Raw genomic sequence first — 18,074 nt, forward strand, 5'->3', positions numbered from 1 at the left:
CTCGCCCGGTATCCGTACAGGGGTCGCTCGTCGGGGTCATGCCCAGGACGCCTCCGCAGCCGGACTCCCGCAGGTCGGTGGCGTGCGGGGACCTGGACGAGCGGGGAACGGGCTTCGTACGGAGCGGACGCGGGCGTGACAATGGCTGCGGAAGCCACACCTCACGAGGAGACCTCATGACGCTGCACGACATCCCCCTGCGCACGCTCACCGGCGAGCCCACGTCCCTGGCCGACTACCGTGGCCGGGCCGTCCTGTTGGTGAATGTCGCGTCCAAGTGCGGGCTCACCCCGCAGTACGCGGGCCTGGAGAAGCTCCAGAACGACTACGCGGACCGCGGCTTCACCGTGCTCGGCGTCCCCTGCAACCAGTTCGCCGGCCAGGAGCCGGGGAGCCCGGAGGAGATCCGGACCTTCTGCTCGACCACGTACGGGGTCAGCTTCCCGCTGCTGGAGAAGACCGACGTGAACGGCGAGGGGCGCCACCCGCTCTACGCCGAGCTGGCGCAGCTCGCGGACGCGGACGGCGAGGCCGGTGACGTCCAGTGGAACTTCGAGAAGTTCCTCATCTCGCCCGCGGGCGAGCCGGTGGCCCGTCTGCGCCCGCGCGTCGAGCCCCAGGCACCCGAGCTCGTCGCGGCCATCGAGGCCCTGCTGCCCGCCTGACGGACCGTGTCCCCGGTCGCCGGGCGGGCGACCGGGGACGCCCGCGGTCAGCGGATCGGCATGCCCGAGAGGGTGCGGGCGATCACCAGGCGCTGGATCTCGCTGGTGCCCTCGAAGATCGTGTAGATCGCCGCGTCCCGGTGCATCCGTTCCACCGGGTACTCACGGGTGAAGCCGTTGCCGCCGAGGATCTGGACGGCCTGGGCGGTGACCTTCTTCGCCGTCTCGCTCGCGTACAGCTTGGACATCGAGCCCTCGGCCGAGGTGAACGGCTTGCCGGTGGTCGCCATCCACGAGGCGCGCCACACCAGCAGCCGGGCCGCGTCGATCTGCGTGCGCATGTCGGCGAGCTGGAAGGCGATGCCCTGGTTGTCGATGATGGGCCGGCCGAACTGGGTGCGGGTCTTCGCGTAGTCCAGCGCCACCTCGTACGCCGCACGGGCGGTGCCGACCGCCATGGCGCCGACCGCGGGGCGGGACGCCTCGAAGGTGGCCATCGCGGCGTTCTTCACCCGCTCACCGCCGGAGGCGGCGCGCTCACGGGCCCGCGCCAGGCGCTGGTCGAGCTTCTCCTTGCCGCCGAGGAGGCAGTGGCCGGGGATCCGGACGTCCTCCAGGACGACCTCGGCGGTGTGCGAGGCACGGATGCCGTGCTTCTTGAACTTCTGGCCCTGGGAGAGCCCGGGGGTGTCCGGCGGCACGATGAACGAGGCGTGCCCCTTGGACCCCAGCTCCGGGTCGACCACGGCGACGACGACATGGACGTTGGCGATGCCGCCGTTGGTCGCCCAGGTCTTGGTGCCGTTCAGCACCCACTCGTCCTTGGCCTGGTCGTACACCGCGCGGGTACGCATCGAGGCCACGTCGGAACCGGCGTCCGGCTCGGAGGAGCAGAAGGCCGCGACCTTGACGTCGTCGGCGTCGCCGTACATCTGCGGGATCCAGGTGCCGATCTGCTCCTCGGTGCCGTTGGCGAGGACGCCCACGGCCGCCAGGCCCGTGCCGACAATGGACAGGGCGATGCCCGCGTCCCCCCAGAAGAGCTCCTCCATCGCCATCGGGATGCCGAGGCCCGTCGGGTCGAAGAACTGCTGGGCGTAGAAGTCGAGGGAGTAGATGCCGACCTTGGCCGCCTCCTGGATGACGGGCCAGGGCGTCTCCTCACGCTCGTCCCACTCCGAAGCCGCCGGACGGATCACATCCGCGGCGAAGCCGTGAAGCCAGTCACGGACCTGCTTCTGGTCCTCGTTGAGTTCGAGCGTGAACTCCGCCATGTTCCCCTCCACGTACTGCTGTGAAAAACCACTCGTTACTTGCGGTAACCGCAGTCTGTTACCGACAAGTAGCCTCTGTCAACCGTCCTGGTTCGGATCCGCGCGGCGCTGGGCAGGGTGTTACGTTGCGCAGGCAGGACGCATTTGCACGGCCAGGGGCGGGGAGAGGCGACATGGAGAGCACACGACAGGCAGAGCGACAGCGGACAGCGGCCGAAAGCCGCCGCCGCGAGCTCCTCGAAGCCGCCGATCGCGTGGTGCTCAGGGACGGGCCCGGGGCCTCGATGAACGCCATCGCGGCGGAGGCCGGAATCACCAAGCCGATCCTCTACCGGCACTTCGGCGACAAGGGCGGTCTCTACCGCGCCCTCGCCAAGCGCCACACCGACGCCCTGCTGATCGCGCTGCGGGCGGCGCTCGACGCCCCCGCCGAGCGCCGCCGGCGCGTCGAGTCGACGCTCGACACCTACCTCGCGGCGATCGAGGCCCGCCCGCAGGTCTACCGCTTCCTGATGCACCCGTCCGACGACGCGGCGCCCTCGACGGAACAGGGCTTCGACGTCGGACGGCACTCGGCACCGCTGCTGCGCAGACTCGGCGAGGAACTCGCCCTGGTGATCGCCGAGCGGGTGGACCTGGGCCCGGACAGCGAGGCCATGGCCCGGATCTGGGGCCACGGCATCGTCGGCATGATGCACGCAGCGGGCGACTGGTGGCTGGGCGAACGCCCTTGCTCCCGCCAACAGTTGGTGAGCAGCCTGGCCGATCTGCTGTGGGGCAGGCTGGCCGCGGCGGGCGACCGTCCCGGCGGACCCGGTTTCTAGGACCGGACGTCCAGGACCCGGGTTCCGGACCGGGTTCCAGGCCCGGCTTCCGGGACCGGGTTCCAGGCCCGGGTTCCAGGCCCGGTTTCTAGGACGCGGCCTCACCGGTGCGCGCCCAGGGCGCGCGGCGGGCCGCTCGCATCGCCCTTCTGCGGCGCAGCCCGGTCAACCGGTCCGTGTAGACCGTGCCTTCGAGATGGTCGCACTCGTGCTGGAGGCAGCGCGCGAAGAACCCGGTGCCGGTGATCCGGACCGGTTCGCCGTCGATCGTGCGGCCCTCGACGACCGCACGGTCGAACCGCGGGGTGGCCGCTTCGAGTCCGGGCAGCGAGAGACAGCCCTCCGGGCCGCGTACGGTGATGCCGTCGGCCTCGACGAGTCTGGGGTTGACGAGGTGCCCGAGGTGACGGACGTCGTCGTCGTCCGGGCAGTCGTAGACGAACACCCGCAGTGGAACGCCGATCTGGTTGGCCGCGAGGCCGACGCCCTCGGCCGCGTACATGGTGGCGTACATGTCCTCGACGAGCCGGGCGAGGGAGGGGCCGAAGTCGGTGACGGGTTCACAGGCCCCGTGCAGCACCGGATCACCGAGCAGGCTCATGGCACGAATCAGTCCGGAACTGCCGGGGATCGGGCGGTTTCGCATGGCCGCAATCGTACGTTCCACGCGACCTCCACCTTCCCGGCGGTGCCAGGGTGCGGTCGCCGCGCCGGACATCGATAGGCTGGGCGTGGACCGATGCAAGGAGGATCTAGGACGATGGCAGGCAACACGGACCCGCTGTCGCCGCGGGCCAAGCTGGCCGTGACGGCGGGCAAGGCCGCGGCGGCGGTGTCACGCGCCGCAGGGCGCGGCAGCGGATCGGTGATCGGCGGCCGGGTGGCGCTCAAGCTCGACCCCGACCTGCTGGGGCGGCTGGCGCAGCACCTGGACGTGATCCTCGTGTCGGCGACGAACGGCAAGACGACGACCACCCGGCTGATCGCCGAAGCACTGCGGGCCGCGGGCCCGGTGGTGTCCAACGCGCTCGGCGCCAACATGCCGGCGGGCATCACCTCGGCGCTGGCCGGCGGCTCGGACGCGCAGTACGGCGTGATCGAGGTGGACGAGAAGTACCTCGCCGGGGTCGCGCGCGACACGACGCCCAAGGTGATCGCACTGCTCAACCTCTCCCGCGACCAGCTGGACCGCGCGGCGGAGACCCGCATGCTGGCGGAGAAGTGGCGTGAGGGGCTGTCCGGCTCGAAGGCCGTGATCGTCGCGAACGCGGACGACCCGCTGATCGTCTGGGCCGCTTCCTCCTCCCCCAATGTGGTGTGGGTCGCGGCGGGACAGGCGTGGAAGGACGACGCCTGGTCCTGCCCCTCCTGCGGCGGTGTGATGCAGCGCCCCGGCGACGACTGGTTCTGCGGCGAGTGCGGATTCCGCCGGCCGGCCCCCAGCTGGGTCCTGCACGGCGACTACGTGCTGGACCCGCACGGTTCGGCGTGGCCGATCCACCTCCAGCTGCCCGGCCGCGCCAACAAGGCCAACGCCACCAGCTCCGCCGCCGTGGCCGCCGTCTTCGGTGTGCCGCCGCAGGTCGCGCTGGAGCGCATGTACCAGGTGCAGGCCGTCGCGGGCCGCTACGACGTGGTGTCCTTCCTCGGCCGTGAGCTGCGGCTGCTGCTGGCGAAGAACCCGGCCGGCTGGCTCGAAACGTTTTCCCTGATCGACCCGCCGCCCACGCCGGTGATCCTCTCCGTCAACGCCCGTGGCGCGGACGGCACGGACACCTCCTGGCTGTGGGACGTGGACTACACCCAGCTCGCCGGTCACCCGATCTTCGTGCTCGGCGACCGCAAGCTGGACCTGGCGGTCCGTCTCGAAGTGGCCGGTCTCGACTTCCGGGTCTGCGAGAACCTCGACGAGGCCGTGCAGCAGGCCCCGCCCGGCCGCATCGAGGTCATCGCCAACTACACCGCCTTCCAGGATCTGCGCCGTCGTGTCGGCAACTGACCCCGGCCCCGGCCACCTCCGGAGAGGACGAAGCATGAGCAACAACGGTCTGCGTCTGGTCTGGGTCTACCCCGACCTCCTCAGCACCTACGGCGACCAGGGCAACGCGCTGGTGGTGGAGCGCCGGGCCCGGCAGCGCGGTCTCGATGTGCAGCGCGTCGACGTGCGCAGCGACCAGCCGATCCCGACGTCCGGCGACATCTATCTGATCGGCGGCGGTGAGGACCGGCCGCAGCGGCTCGCCGCGGAGCGGCTGCGCCGCGACGGCGGGCTCAGCCGGGCCGCGTCGAACGGCGCGATCATCTTCTCGGTCTGCGCGGGTTACCAGATCCTCGGCCACGAGTTCATCAACGACCTCGGTGAGCGGGAGCCCGGTCTCGGGCTGCTCGACGTGGTCTCCACCCGCGGCGAGGGGGCCCGCTGCGTCGGTGACGTGCTGGCCGACATCGACCCGAACCTCGGCCTGCCTCCGCTGACCGGGTTCGAGAACCACCAGGGCGTCACCCATCTCGGCCCGACGGCACGTCCGTTCGCCCGGGTGCAGTTCGGCCGGGGCAACGGCACCGGCGACGGCACCGAGGGCGCGTACAACGACACCGTCTTCGGTACGTACATGCACGGCCCGGTCATGGCTCGCAATCCGCTGATCGCGGACCTGCTGCTGAAGCTGGCGCTCGATGTCAACGCCCTGCCGCCGACGGACGACCGCTGGTACGAGGCGCTGCGCGCCGAGCGCATCGCGTCTGCCACGCAGCCCGCCTGATGAGGCGGTTTTCGCTCGTCTGAGCGGAGTCCAGCAGGCGGACGCCCGGTTCGGTCCCGCCACCCTGCGCCGGTAGGGTGGCGGGGATCCAACCGGACGACGTGGTCCGGTCGTCGGCCCACGTTGCAAAGGTTTCCCGGGCAATGCGAATTGGTGTGCTCACCTCCGGCGGCGACTGCCCCGGCCTCAACGCCGTCATCCGTTCCGTCGTTCATCGGGCGGTGGTCGACCACGGCGACGAGGTCATCGGCTTCCACGACGGGTGGAAGGGCCTCCTTGAGTGCGACTACCGCAAGCTCGACCTCGACGCGGTCGGCGGCATCCTCGCCCGCGGCGGCACGATCCTCGGCTCCTCCCGGGTCCAGCCCGCCCACCTGCGCGGCGGTGTGGAGCAGGCCAGGGGCCATGTCTCCGATCTGGGTCTCGACGCGATCATCCCGATCGGCGGCGAGGGCACGCTGAAGGCGGCCAACCTGCTCTCCGAGGCGGGGCTGCCGATCGTCGGCGTGCCGAAGACCATCGACAACGACATCGCCTCGACCGATGTGACCTTCGGCTTCGACACCGCGGTCGGCGTCGCGACCGAGGCGCTCGACCGGCTCAAGACGACCGCCGAGTCGCACCAGCGGGTGCTGATCGTCGAGGTCATGGGCCGCCACACCGGCTGGATCGCCCTGCACTCGGGCATGGCGGCCGGCGCGCACGCCATCGTGGTGCCGGAGCGCCCGTTCGACATCGACGAGCTGACCGAGGTGGTCGGCCGGCGGTTCTCGGCGGGCAAGAAGTTCGCGATCGTCGTCGTCGCCGAGGGTGCCAAGCCCCGCGAGGGCACGTCCATGGAGATCGAGCAGGGCACCAAGGACATCTACGGGCACGAGCGGTTCGCCGGCATGGCCACGCAGCTCTCCTCCGAGCTGGAGCGGCGCCTGGGCAAGGAGGCCCGTCCGGTGATACTCGGTCATGTGCAGCGGGGCGGCACGCCGACCGCGTACGACCGGGTGCTCGCCACCCGCTTCGGCTGGCACGCGGTGGAGGCCGCGCACCGCGGTGAGTTCGGCATGATGACCGCGCTGCGCGGCACGGACATCGTGATGGTGCCGCTGGGCGAGGCCGTGGAGACGCTGAAGACCGTCCCGGCCGAGCGGTACGCCGAGGCGGAGTGCGTGCTCTGAGCGACACCTCGTCCCACGGACTGCCCCCGGCCGCAGCTGCGGCCGGGGGCAGTTCTACTCTGGTCGGGACAACCGGCACGAAACGGGGACGCCCCCAGCAGGAGTGAACAGATGGATCACAGCGGGCACGGCATGAACATGGATCTGCCGCCGTTCACGCTGGGACGTGGGCTCCAATTCTCCGCGGACCCGTTCTTCCTCGTCGGCTGCCTTCTCGGCATCGGCCTGTACGCGTACGCCGTGCTGCGGCTGCGCAGACGCGGGGACAACTGGCCGGCCGGCCGGATCGTGTTCTTCGTCGTCGGCGTGCTGAGCATCGCCCTGGTGATGTGCACCAAGCTCAACGACTACGGCATGGTCATGTTCAGCGTGCACATGGTGCAGCACATGGTGATCAGCATGCTGTCGCCGATCCTGCTGCTGCTGGGCGCTCCGGTGACCCTGGCACTGCGTGCGCTGCCGGTCGCGGGCCGTGGCCGTACCGGTCCCCGCGAACTGCTGCTCAAGCTGCTGCACAGCCGGTACATGAAGATCATCACGCATCCGGTCTTCACGATTCCGCTCTTCATCGCCAGCCTGTACGGGCTGTACTTCACCCCGCTCTTCGATTTCCTGATGGGCTCGAAGACCGGTCACATCGCGATGATGGTGCACTTCCTCGCGGTCGGCCTGGTGTTCTTCTGGCCGATCATGGGCGTCGATCCGGGCCCGCACCGGCCCGGCTATGTGATGCGGATGCTGGAGCTGTTCGCCGGGATGCCGTTCCACGCGTTCTTCGGCATCGCGCTGATGATGGCGACGACGCCGATGGTGGAGACGTACGAGAACCCGCCGGCCTCGCTGGGCATCGACGCACTGAGTGACCAGGGCTGGGCGGGCGGTATCGCCTGGGCGTTCAGTGAGATCCCGTCGGTGCTGGTGCTGATCGCGCTGGTCTTCCAGTGGTACCGCTCCGAGCAGCGGACGGCGAAGCGTTCCGACCGGGCGGCCGATCGGGACGGCGACCAGGAGTTGCAGGCGTACAACGCCTATCTCGCCTCATTGCAGGCGCGCGGACAGTAGCGGTGGGCATGCCTCAGGGGTGACGATGGCATCCACGGCCGTGCGGCCGGTGAGGAGGGTGCGGGCATGTCCGGATCCACGAAGGCCATGGGAGTGCTCACGCTGACCGCCCTGGTCGTGGTCACCGCCTACACGGTGGCGCTGGGGAGCAGCGGCTGGCTCTGGTTCGGTTGGGTGGTGCTCGGCCTGATCACCCTGGGGATGGCGGCGACACGCGAGTCCTGACCCGTGACACGCACCCCCTGACCGCCGTCGGCCGGACGTCCGGCACCGGCGGCGTCACGTCGGGGCGGGCGGTCGCCCTCACGTCCCGGCCGACGCCGGGACGTACCCTTTCGATCGCGCCGTCCGGCCGCGCGTGAAGGGGCCGTCCACCGCCCGGTGAGCCGTGCGGCGGATCGTTGGAGAAACATGTGGCCCCGACTCCGGGCGCCTTGTCGTTCACCTGCGGCCGCCCGCCGCCGAGCCGACCCCTCCCGCTCCCTCGTCCCGGCGGACGCGTGCGGCGATCGCGCTTCAACTCTTGACAGGTGCGCGTCACCACGTCACGGTGGGAGCGCTCCCACCGTCAAGACTTGCACACGCAGACGGCCGCTGCCCCGGCGGCGGGAGCATCCGTGACACCGGACCCCGATCACCCAGGACCGTGCCGCAGCCCCACCGCAATACGCACCCTGCTCCCCCCTTTCCCCAGGACGAACCGATGGTCGCCGCCCTCGTCGGCGGGGCCCGGTCGCGGGGCAGCGCGCACCGACGGAGCCGTTGCCCCGGCACGGCGCACCTCTGAAACCCGCGGGCCGACCTCCCGCGGACACCCGAGAGAAACCTGGAGCCGCAATGAAACGAACAGGCACCACCTCGCACGGGTTACACCGAAGGCTCGCCGCGCTCTCCGCCCTCGCGATGGGCGCGGCGCTGACGGTCGCCCTTCCCGCACCGGCGTCGGCCGCGGCCCGGGTCGACAACCCCTACGCGGGCGCCACGCCGTACGTGAACCCCGACTGGTCCGCCAGGGCCGCCGCCGAGCCCGGCGGCGGTGCCATCGCCGACGAGCCCTCGTTCGTCTGGATGGACCGCATCGCGGCCATCGAGGGCACGGGGGACGCGATGGGGCTGCGCGAGCACCTCGACACGGCGCTGGACCAGGGCGCCGACCTGTTCCAGATGGTTGTCTACGACCTGCCCGGCCGGGACTGTGCCGCGCTGGCCTCCAACGGTGAACTCGGGCCCACGGAGATCGACCGGTACAAGGCCGAGTACATCGACGCCATCGCCGGCATCCTCTCCGACCCGGCCTACGCGGACCTGCGTGTCGTCACCCTCATCGAGCCGGACTCGCTGCCGAATCTGGTGACCAACGCCGGCGGCGGCGCCGGTTCCACCGAGGCCTGCGCGACGATGAAGGCGAACGGCAACTACGAGAAGGGCGTCGGCTACGCCCTGCACGCCCTGGGCGCGATCCCCAACGTCTACAACTACGTCGACGCCGCCCACCACGGGTGGCTGGGCTGGGACTCCAACTTCGTACCGGCCGCGCAGGAATTCAGGAAGGCCGCGACCACGGAGGGGGCGACGGTCGCCGACGTCCACGGCTTCATCGTCAATACGGCCAACTACTCGGCGCTGAAGGAGCCCCACTTCAAGGTCACCGACGCGGTGAACGGGACGACGGTGCGCCAGTCCACATGGGTGGACTGGAACTACTACGTCGATGAGCTGTCGTTCGCCCAGGCGCTGCGCTCGGAGTTGGTTCGCCAGGGCTTCGCCCAGGACATCGGCATGCTGGTCGACACGGCCCGCAACGGCTGGGGCGGCCCGGCCCGGCCCACCGGCGCGGGCCCGCTGACCGGTGTCGACGCCTATGTCGACGGCGGCCGGGTCGACCGGCGCATCCACGCCGGCAACTGGTGCAACCAGAGTGGTGCGGGCATCGGCGAGCGGCCGACCGTCGCCCCGGAACCAGGTGTCGACGCCTACGTCTGGGCGAAGCCGCCGGGCGAGTCGGACGGCAACAGCCTGCCCATCGACAACGACGAGGGCAAGGGCTTCGACCGGATGTGCGACCCGACGTACACCGGTAACGGTCGCAACGGCTACAACCTGTCCGGCGCCCTGCCGGACGCCCCGCTCGCGGGTCACTGGTTCTCCGCGCAGTTCCAGGAGCTGGTGCGCAACGCCTACCCGCCGCTGGACGGTGGAAGCGCGTGACCGCCCGCACACCCTCGTCGGGCGGCCGGTCCGCCTGACCCGGTTTCCCGCTGCCCGCCCGGGTGGGCAGCGGGAGACCGTCACCGCGCGATCCGTCCCTCTGCCGCTCTCCCGGCAGAGGGACGTCCGGTGTCGCCTCAGGCCTCCTGGAGCCCGGGGCGGCCGGCCTCGGTCACGTAGGAGGTCCGGGTCGAGATGGGTGCGCCGGGGGTGGTGACGTACGGGAGCACCTTGAAGTCGGCGCGGCAGCTGTCCCGGGTCAGCGAGCAGTGCACGTACCCGCGCTGGAAATTGGTGAATTTGATGTGGTCGTTGGCCGCGAGCAGCTTGACTCCGGAGGGGTCCAGGTCCATCCCGTCCTTGGTGGTGGAGATGGACGAGCCGACGAATTCGACGCCGAGTGTCGGCGAGTCCGGATCGTCGAAGTTCTGCTTGAGGTTGGCGGCGAGGTGGCGGTGCATATCGCCGGTGAGGACGACCGGGTTGTTCACGCTGCGGTCGGTGAGCTCCTTGAACAGCCGTCGGCGGGCGTCCACGTAGCCGTCCCAGAAGTCCATCACGAATGCCTGACCGGGACCGGGGTCGGTGTCGACCTGGGTCACGGGGATCTGCTGGGAGATCATGTTCCACGTCGTGTCGGAGCGCCCGAGGCCGCGGTGCAGCCACTCTTCCTGCTCGGGGCCGAGGATGGTGCGGCCGGGCGTCAGCCGTTCGTCGCAGCCACTCTTGGTGCCGTCGCCGCAGGGCTGGTCGTCGCGGAAGAGCCGGGTGTCGAGGATGTGGAAGGTGGCCATCCGCCCGTAGCGCAGCCGGCGGTACATCCGTGCCTCGAAGCCGTTCGGCTTGTTCGGCAGCCGCAGCGGCAGGTGCTCGTAGTACGCCTGGAAGGCGGCCGCCGCGCGCTCGCGGAAGACCGCCGGGTCCTGGTCGGGTTCGCTGTCGGCCTTGGACCTGTCGCGCGCCCAGTTGTCCTCGACCTCGTGGTCGTCCCAGACGAGGGCGAACGGGTGGGCCTGGTGGGCGGCGATGAGGTCGGGGTCGAAGCGGTGCAGGGCGTGCCGGTTGCGGTACTGCACGAGGTTCATCGGCTCGGGCCGCAGCTCGGCGGCGACGGGGACGTTGCGCACGCCTCCCATGGCGTCGATGGCGTTCTCGTAGATGTAGTCGCCCAGGTGCAGGACCAGATCGATGTCCTCCTCGGCGAGGTGCCGGTAGGCGGTGTAGAAGCCCTCGAACCACGCCTGGCAGGAGACGAAGGCGAAGTCCAGCTCCCTGGGGCGGCTGTGCGGCGGGGGCGCGGTGCGGGTGCGGCCGACCGGGCTGTGCACACGGCCCGCACGGAAGCGGTAGTAGTAGTGCCGGTCCGGCTGGAGTCCGGAGACCTCCACGTGGACGGAGTGGGCGAGTTCGGGCACCGCGCGGGTCCGTCCCCGGCGTACGACGGACCGGAAGCGGTCGTCACGGGCGACCTCCCACTGCACGTCGACGGCGTACGGCGGCATGCCGCCGTTGCCGTCGGGCGCGAGGGGCTGAGGGGCGAGACGGGTCCACAGTACGACCCCGTCCGGCCACGGGTCGCCGGACGCCACGCCGAGGGTGAACGGGTCCTCGTGGAGGGGCGTGTCACCCCAGGCCCGGCCCGCGGACAGGCCGGACGCGGCCAGGGCCATGCCGGCCGTGCCGCCGAGCAACACCCGTCTTCCGAAGCCTCCGGTACCACCTGACGCACTGTTCATTTGCATGAAACTCGTCCCTTCGTCGGGCGGAATTCCGTCCGGTACGAGATGGGATCGGCGCGTGATTTCACGCCCGTCCATGTGGTAATCACAGGCTGGATATCACAGAGGAAACACACGCCACAAGACCACCTACGAGTGGTCATATTGCCGTTCACAGGGGGTTAGTTGAGGAGACATCAGCCCTTCTCCGACGCGACCGAGGACGTGTCGGCAACACCCTTGACACCCCTGAGGGTGACTCATAGTCTCCACGCCACAGAATTAACGTTAGATTTCACATCGGGAAATTCGGTGCGACGGAAGGACGTGTTCGTGTCCGGTCCCCCGGCGGCGGGTACCCCCGCCGGCCGCCCCGCCGAAGGGCCGGTGACCGGCCGTCCGGAGGCCCGGAGGCTGCGCCCGTACGCCCTGCGGTGCGAGCACCGCACCACCCCGCTGGGGATCGGCGAACCCGCGCCCCGGCTCTCCTGGCGGCTGGCCTCCGACGTCCGTGGCGACGACCCGGTGGCCTACCGGGTCCGCGTCGCCGAGCACGCCGGGGACCTGGACGGGGGCGGCCGGCTCCTCTGGGACACCGGCCGGGTGGCCGATCCCGCCGCCACGGCCGTCGACTACGCCGGGCCCGCGCTCAGGAGCCGCACGCGCTTGCACTGGCGGGTCTCCGTGTGGCCGGCCGGGACGGACACACCCGCCGAGGAATCCTCGTGGTTCGAGACCGGCTTCACCCGGACCGACGAGTGGCGGGCCTCGTGGATCACCCACGACCCGCACCCGATCGATGTCATGGACGCGCCCACCGAGGGCGAGTTCGCGCTCGACGACCACGGGCTCGCCCCGTGCCCGGTGCTGCGCCGGTCCTTCACCGCGTCGGCCGGCACCCGCGCCAGGCTGTACGTCAGCGCGCGCGGCCTGTACGAGGTCCGGCTCAACGGCGAACGGGTCGGCGACGCCGAACTCGCACCCGGCTGGACCGACTACCACCGCCGCGTGCAGTACCAGACCTACGACGTGACCGCGTCGCTGCGGGACGGCGAGAACGTCCTGGCGGCCACCGTCGCGGACGGCTGGTGGAGCGGGTTCGTCGGCTTCGAGCCGCGCCGGGCCGGGGCCCACTACGGCTCGTCCCCCCAGTTCCTGGCCGAACTCCACCTGACCGGGGCGGACGGCCGGGGTTCGGTGGTGGTCACCGACGAGACCTGGCGCACCGGCACCGGGACGGTCCGCCACGCGGATCTGCTGATGGGCGAGTGCCATGACCTCCGGCACGGTGCCGACGGCTGGGAGCTGCCCGGCTTCGACGACTCCCGCTGGTCCCGGGCCCGGGTCACGGACGCCGATCACCGGCTGCTGGTGGCCTCCGCCGACGAGCCGGTGCGGGCGATGACCGAACTGCGCCCCTGTTCGATGACACGCGTCTCCCCCGGCACGCACATCGTCGACTTCGGCCAGAACCTGGCCGGACGGGTACGGCTTTGCGTGCGCGGGCTCGCGGCCGGGGCCCGGGTGGTGATCCGTCACGCCGAGGTGCTGGACGGGGCGGGGCGGCTGTACACCGCCAACCTGCGTACCGCCGCGGCGACGGATGTACTCGTCGGGGACGGGCGCGAGCACATCGTGTTCGAACCGCGCTTCACGTATCACGGGTTCCGGTACGCGGAGATCAGCGGCGTGCCCGAGCCGGCCGAGGCCGATGTCGTCGCCGTGGCGCTGCACAGCGACACCCCGTGGGCCGGGGAGTTCGACTGCTCGGACGCCGAGCTGAGGCGGCTCCACGACTGTGTGGCGTGGGGGCAGCGTTCGAACTTCGTGAGCGTGCCCACGGACTGCCCGCAGCGTGACGAGCGGCTCGGCTGGCTGGCCGACGCGCAGGTCTTCCTGCCCACGGCGGCACTCAACGCCGATGTCGCCGCGTTCTTCACCAAGTGGCTGCGCGACGTGGACGACGCCCGCACCCCCGACGGCGGCTTCACCAATGTCGCCCCGCGTCTCGTGGGCGTCGCCGACGAGGGGGCACCCGGCTGGGCCGACGCCGGGGTGATCATCCCGTGGCACCTCTACCGCGTCTACGACGACCCGCGGTTCCTCTCCCGGGCCCTGGAAGGCATGTGCGCCTGGGTCGATCTGATCCACCGTCACAACCCCGGTCTGATCTGGCAGGACCGGGTGGGCCCGCACTTCTCCGACTGGCTCGCCCCGGGCACCCCCACCCCGCGCGACGTGATCGCCACGGCGTACTTCGCGCAGAGCGCCCGGCTCACGGCGCGGGCCGCCGATGTACTGGGGCGCAAGGAGGCCGGGGAGCGCTACCACCGGCTGGCGGACGACATCCGCCGTACGTTCACCGAGCGGTTCGTCACCTCCCGGAATGCCGCGGACGGCCTGTCCGTGCGCGTCGCGGGTGACACCCAGACCGGGTATCTCGTCGCGCTCGCCTTCGATCTGCTGCCCGCCGGGCTCGCCGGTGCCGCCGCCCGCCGGCTCGCCGAACTCGTCGAGTCGGCCGGGCCCGCCCTGCTGACGGGCTTCCTCGGGGTGGCGCTCGCCGCGCCCGTGCTCGACGACCACGGACGGGCCGATCTCGCCCACGCCCTGCTGCTCCGCGACGAGGTTCCGTCGTGGCGGTTCCCGCTGCGGCACGGCGCCACCACGATCTGGGAACGCTGGGACGGGTGGACCCCGGGCACGGGATTCCGGGCGCCGTCGATGAACTCCTTCAACCACTACGCGCTCGGGTCGGTCGGCGAATGGCTCTACCGGGGTGTCGCCGGCCTGGACCAGGCGCCGGACTCCACGGGGTACCGGAAGCTGCGGATCCGGCCCCGGCCCGGCGGGCTGCGCCACGCGAGCGCCCACCACGAGTCCGTGCGCGGCACGGTGCGGGTGACCTGGGAGCGGCGGGGCGACCGGATCGCCCTGCGCGTCCAGGTGCCGCCCGGCGCCACCGCCGATGTGTACGTGCCCACCGCGGACCCCGGCTCGGTCCGCGAATCGGGCCTGGTGCCGAGCGCCGACGACCGCCACATCAAGGTGATCGCGACCGCCTCCGACCACGTGGTCCACCGCGTTTCCTCGGGCTCCTACCGCTTCACCGCGGCCCATCCCCCGGTGGACTGCCGAGCGGCGCCGCCCGGGACGAAACCGCCGCTGTCGCTCACCCCGAGCCGACGCACATCAGGACCGGCGACGAAACCTTCGTTCGCCCGTTCGTACGAGGAGGACACACCATGACGACGGGTTCTCACTTCCGGCCGGGCCGAAGCACGGTCGACCGCCGGGGATTTCTCCGCATCGGCGGCGGGGTCGCGGCGCTCGCCGCCCTGCCGCCCGCTCTGACCGCCTGCTCGGACTCCGGCGGCGGTTCCGGCAAGCTGCGCGTCGTCGGCGTCGCCGACCAGCAGAAACCGATAGAGGAGCTCGTCGGCCTCTACCGCAAGTCCCATCCCGACGACACGTTCGCCACCTCCTTCGCACCCACGGACCAGGTGCAGACGGTGGTGCGCACCCAGCTCGCCGGGGGCAACGCCCCGGATGTGCATGTGCTCTATCCGGGCAGTGGCAGCGCCATGTCCATGGTCGAGCTGGCCAAGGCCGGGCTGCTCGCCGACCTCAGCGGCCAGGCGTGGACCAAGGAGGTCCCGGCCAACTTCCATCCCGCTTACCGGCGCGAAGGAAAAACGTATCTGTACTCGGCGGGCAGCAGCGCCATCGGCGCCATCTACAACAAGAAGGCCTTCGCCGAGGCCGGGGTGGAACCGCCCCGGACGTGGAGCGAGCTCCTGGACGTCTGCGCCAGGTTGAAGGCCAAGGGCATCATCCCGATCGCACTCGGCGCACAGACCCCCTGGGTCACCCAGCTGATCACGTACGCGCTGGTCCCCAACGCCGTCTATGCGAAGAACCCCGGGTTCGACGCGGAGATGGCCTCCGGCAAGGCGCACTTCCGCGGCTCCGGGTGGGCCGACGCCATGGGCAAGTACCAGGAGCTCCAGCGCCGGGGCTTCTTCAACGAGAACCCCAACGGAACGACGTACGAGCAGCAGACCTCGATGGTCGCCGGCGGCAAGGCCGCCATGGCCGTCCAGGTCTCCGCCGTGCTCGCCAACTTCCGCCAGGCCACCCGGACCCCGGACGACCTCGGCATGTTCCCCTTCCCCGGTGGTGACGACCCCGCGAAGCTGTGGATCCCGGCGGGCATCGTCGTCGGGCTCGGTGTCTCGGCGCGGTCCAGGAAGTCGGCCGGGGCCAAGGCGTTCATCGAGTTCCTGGGGAAGCAGGAGAACGTCGACCGCTGGGCACAGTCCGTGGCCGCGATCCCGTTCAAGCGCGATGCCTCGACGAAGATCGACCCGGTCCTCTCCGGCTTCCTGCCCATCATCGACGACAACCGGGCCGTGCCCTTCATGGACCAGAGCTGGCCCAATGCAGAAGTGCAGCCCGCCCACTTCGCCGCCGTGCAGAATCTGCTCGCCGGGAAGACGGATGTCGACGGCGCCCTGGGACAGATGGACGACGCCTACGGGAAGAAATCGTGACGAGCACCCCCCAGAAAACCGTCCCCGGCATGGTCGAAGAGGCCGGGGACGTGCCACGAACGGGCCGGGGCAGGCCTGCCCGGCACCGCGACCACACCGTCCCGCCCTGGCTCTTCGTCGTCCCGGCCCTCGTCGTCTACGCCGTCGTCGTGCTCTACCCGAGCCTCGCCGGGGTGATGTACGCCTTCACCGACTGGTCCGGGATCGGCGGGTTCTCCTTCACCGGCGCGGACAACTTCCGCGCCCTGCTCGACGACGGCCGGGCCCTGGAGTCCGTCACCAACACCCTGCTCCTGACCGTCGCCGTGGTCGTCGTCCAGAACGGCATCGGCCTGCTGCTGGCGCTCGGTGTACACACCAACATCAAGTCCCGTGCGGTACTGCGGCTGATCTTCTTCGCACCGGCCGTGGTCAGCCCCGTCATGGTCGCGATCCTGTGGAAGTACGTCTACAACCCGGAGAACGGCGCCGGGCTCAACGGGCTGCTCGGCGCCGTCGGACTCGGCGGGCTGCGTCAGGACTGGCTCGGGAATCCCTCGCTCGCCCTGTGGTCCGTCGCCGCGATGGTCGTGTGGCAGTACGCGGGCTACTCGATGGTCGTCTTCCTGGCCGGGCTCCAGGGCGTGCCCGCCGAACTCCACGAGGCCGCGAGGATCGACGGGGCGGGTTCCTGGCAGCGCTTCCGCTACGTCACCTGGCCGCTCCTGGCCCCCGCGCTGACGATCAACCTGATGCTGTCGACCATCGGCGGACTCAAACTCTTCGACCAGGTCTACGCCGCCACGAACGGCGGCCCCGGCACCTCCAGCGAGACCCTGTCGACCGTCCTGTACAAGGAGGCGTTCGTCTACGGGAAGTTCGGCTACAGCACCGCCGTGGCCCTGGTCCTCGCACTGTTCGTCGCCGCGGTCTCCCTGGTCCAGCTCCGTTATCTGCGTGCGAGGGAGGTCACCGCGTGAGCGTCGCAACGGCCCGCGGACCGGCGGAACGGAAGGCCGGCCGCAGGGGCCGCAGGCCCCGGTACGGGCAGTACGCCCTCGAACTCGTCATGATCGCCGTCGCCGTCGTCTTCCTGTTCCCGGTGTACGCCCTGATCACCCTGGCGATGAAGGACCCCCGGCAGATCGCCGAGTCGCCCCTCTCGCTGCCCTCGCCGCCCACCTTCGGCAACTTCGGCGACGCCTGGTCCTCCGCGTCGCTGGGGCCCGCGCTGCTCAACAGCACGGTCATCACCGTCGTCAGCCTGCTGCTCCTCGTCGTCCTCGGCTCCACCGGGGCCTACTACCTCGCGCGGTGCGCCCGGGGTCTCGGCTACGGGCTGTACATCCTGTTCCTGCTGGGCATCGTGCTGCCGTTCCAGCTCGGCATGATCCCGCTGTACAAACTCGTCGACGATCTCGGCTGGCTCGGCACCTACCAGGGCATGGTGCTCTTCTACACCGGCATCCAACTCCCGTTCACCGTCTTCCTGTACACCGGATTCATCCGTGCGCTGCCGCAGGACTACGCCCAGGCCGCGCTGATCGACGGCTGCAACCACCGGCAGGCGTTCACCCGGATCGTCTTCCCGCTGCTGCGCCCCATCACCGGCACGGTGATCATCCTGAACGCGGTGTTCGTCTGGAACGACTTCTTCACTCCGCTGCTGTATCTGGGCGGTTCCGAGAAGGAGACCGTGCCGGTGGGCATCTTCGCGTTCGTCGGGCAGTACGTTTCGGACTACGGGCTCGTCTTCGCCGGACTGGTGCTCGCCGCACTGCCGATCCTGATCGTCTTCGTGGTCCTCCAGCGGTATGTGATCAAGGGCTTCGCGGGCGGCCTCAAGGGCTGAGGACC

The 18,074-nt window shown here is 70.5% G+C and carries 15 protein-coding genes; 12 read left to right on the forward strand and 3 right to left on the reverse strand.

Translation table 11 applies throughout. From position 1 onward, the window contains the following. Positions 1 to 176 precede the first annotated feature (176 nt). Positions 177 to 665 carry a glutathione peroxidase gene (locus tag ACGF8B_RS34650; RefSeq protein WP_392746174.1) on the forward strand — a complete coding sequence of 163 codons (489 nt, stop codon included), beginning with the start codon at positions 177 to 179 and terminating at the stop codon, positions 663 to 665. 47 nt (positions 666 to 712) lie between these two features. On the opposite strand, the gene ACGF8B_RS34655 is transcribed toward ACGF8B_RS34650, so the two are convergent. Further along, on the reverse strand, positions 713 to 1,939 hold the full coding sequence (locus tag ACGF8B_RS34655; RefSeq protein ID WP_392746176.1) for an acyl-CoA dehydrogenase family protein: 1,227 nt from the start codon (positions 1,937 to 1,939) through the stop codon (positions 713 to 715). Between the two features lie 173 nt (positions 1,940 to 2,112). Between ACGF8B_RS34655 and ACGF8B_RS34660 the strand changes: the two genes are divergently transcribed. Next, on the forward strand, positions 2,113 to 2,763 hold the full coding sequence (locus tag ACGF8B_RS34660) for a TetR family transcriptional regulator (RefSeq protein ID WP_124719157.1): 651 nt from the start codon (positions 2,113 to 2,115) through the stop codon (positions 2,761 to 2,763). 88 nt (positions 2,764 to 2,851) lie between these two features. On the opposite strand, the gene def is transcribed toward ACGF8B_RS34660, so the two are convergent. Continuing rightward, positions 2,852 to 3,409, reverse strand: coding sequence for a peptide deformylase (gene def / locus ACGF8B_RS34665; RefSeq protein WP_392746178.1), 558 nt, complete (start codon positions 3,407 to 3,409; stop codon positions 2,852 to 2,854). A gap of 114 nt (positions 3,410 to 3,523) precedes the next feature. Here def and ACGF8B_RS34670 point away from each other — a divergent pair, with 114 nt between their 5' ends. From ACGF8B_RS34670 to ACGF8B_RS34695, 6 genes are all read left to right on the forward strand, one after another. After that, positions 3,524 to 4,762, forward strand: a complete 1,239-nt coding sequence (locus ACGF8B_RS34670; protein WP_124719156.1) for a MurT ligase domain-containing protein — start codon at positions 3,524 to 3,526, stop codon at positions 4,760 to 4,762. A 34-nt stretch (positions 4,763 to 4,796) separates the two neighbouring features. Continuing rightward, on the forward strand, positions 4,797 to 5,525 hold the full coding sequence (locus tag ACGF8B_RS34675) for a type 1 glutamine amidotransferase (RefSeq protein WP_392746179.1): 729 nt from the start codon (positions 4,797 to 4,799) through the stop codon (positions 5,523 to 5,525). A gap of 143 nt (positions 5,526 to 5,668) precedes the next feature. Continuing rightward, positions 5,669 to 6,697, forward strand: a complete 1,029-nt coding sequence (locus tag ACGF8B_RS34680) for a 6-phosphofructokinase (RefSeq protein WP_392746181.1) — start codon at positions 5,669 to 5,671, stop codon at positions 6,695 to 6,697. 111 nt (positions 6,698 to 6,808) lie between these two features. Next, a complete protein-coding gene (locus tag ACGF8B_RS34685; protein ID WP_392746183.1) occupies positions 6,809 to 7,759 on the forward strand; it encodes a cytochrome c oxidase assembly protein in 951 nt (316 codons plus the stop codon). 66 nt (positions 7,760 to 7,825) lie between these two features. Beyond that, positions 7,826 to 7,984, forward strand: coding sequence for a hypothetical protein (locus ACGF8B_RS34690; protein WP_107408259.1), 159 nt, complete (start codon positions 7,826 to 7,828; stop codon positions 7,982 to 7,984). 678 nt (positions 7,985 to 8,662) lie between these two features. Next, positions 8,663 to 9,967: a glycoside hydrolase family 6 protein gene (locus ACGF8B_RS34695; RefSeq protein WP_392746238.1), complete on the forward strand. Its 1,305-nt coding sequence runs from the start codon at positions 8,663 to 8,665 to the stop codon at positions 9,965 to 9,967. Positions 9,968 to 10,104: 137 nt separating this feature from the next. On the opposite strand, the gene ACGF8B_RS34700 is transcribed toward ACGF8B_RS34695, so the two are convergent. After that, the gene (locus tag ACGF8B_RS34700) at positions 10,105 to 11,703 is read right to left on the reverse strand and encodes an alkaline phosphatase D family protein (RefSeq protein WP_392746185.1); all 1,599 of its coding nucleotides are present in this window, start codon (positions 11,701 to 11,703) and stop codon (positions 10,105 to 10,107) included. 315 nt (positions 11,704 to 12,018) lie between these two features. Here ACGF8B_RS34700 and ACGF8B_RS34705 point away from each other — a divergent pair, with 315 nt between their 5' ends. From ACGF8B_RS34705 to ACGF8B_RS34720, 4 genes are read left to right on the forward strand one after another with little or no spacing between them, the layout of a single operon-like run. Then, complete coding sequence (locus ACGF8B_RS34705; protein ID WP_392746186.1) at positions 12,019 to 14,934, forward strand: family 78 glycoside hydrolase catalytic domain; 2,916 nt, start codon at positions 12,019 to 12,021, stop codon at positions 14,932 to 14,934. Next, positions 14,931 to 16,238 carry an extracellular solute-binding protein gene (locus ACGF8B_RS34710; protein ID WP_392746187.1) on the forward strand — a complete coding sequence of 436 codons (1,308 nt, stop codon included), beginning with the start codon at positions 14,931 to 14,933 and terminating at the stop codon, positions 16,236 to 16,238. The genes ACGF8B_RS34705 and ACGF8B_RS34710 overlap by 4 nt, the downstream gene beginning before the upstream one ends. Continuing rightward, the gene (locus ACGF8B_RS34715; RefSeq protein WP_392746189.1) at positions 16,235 to 17,197 is read left to right on the forward strand and encodes a carbohydrate ABC transporter permease; all 963 of its coding nucleotides are present in this window, start codon (positions 16,235 to 16,237) and stop codon (positions 17,195 to 17,197) included. The genes ACGF8B_RS34710 and ACGF8B_RS34715 overlap by 4 nt, the downstream gene beginning before the upstream one ends. Continuing rightward, the gene (locus ACGF8B_RS34720) at positions 17,194 to 18,069 is read left to right on the forward strand and encodes a carbohydrate ABC transporter permease (protein WP_392746190.1); all 876 of its coding nucleotides are present in this window, start codon (positions 17,194 to 17,196) and stop codon (positions 18,067 to 18,069) included. The genes ACGF8B_RS34715 and ACGF8B_RS34720 overlap by 4 nt, the downstream gene beginning before the upstream one ends. Positions 18,070 to 18,074 lie beyond the last annotated feature (5 nt).

The organism is Streptomyces sp. NPDC047917, from assembly GCF_043204345.1.
Classification (GTDB): Bacteria; Actinomycetota; Actinomycetes; order Streptomycetales; family Streptomycetaceae; genus Streptomyces; species Streptomyces sanglieri.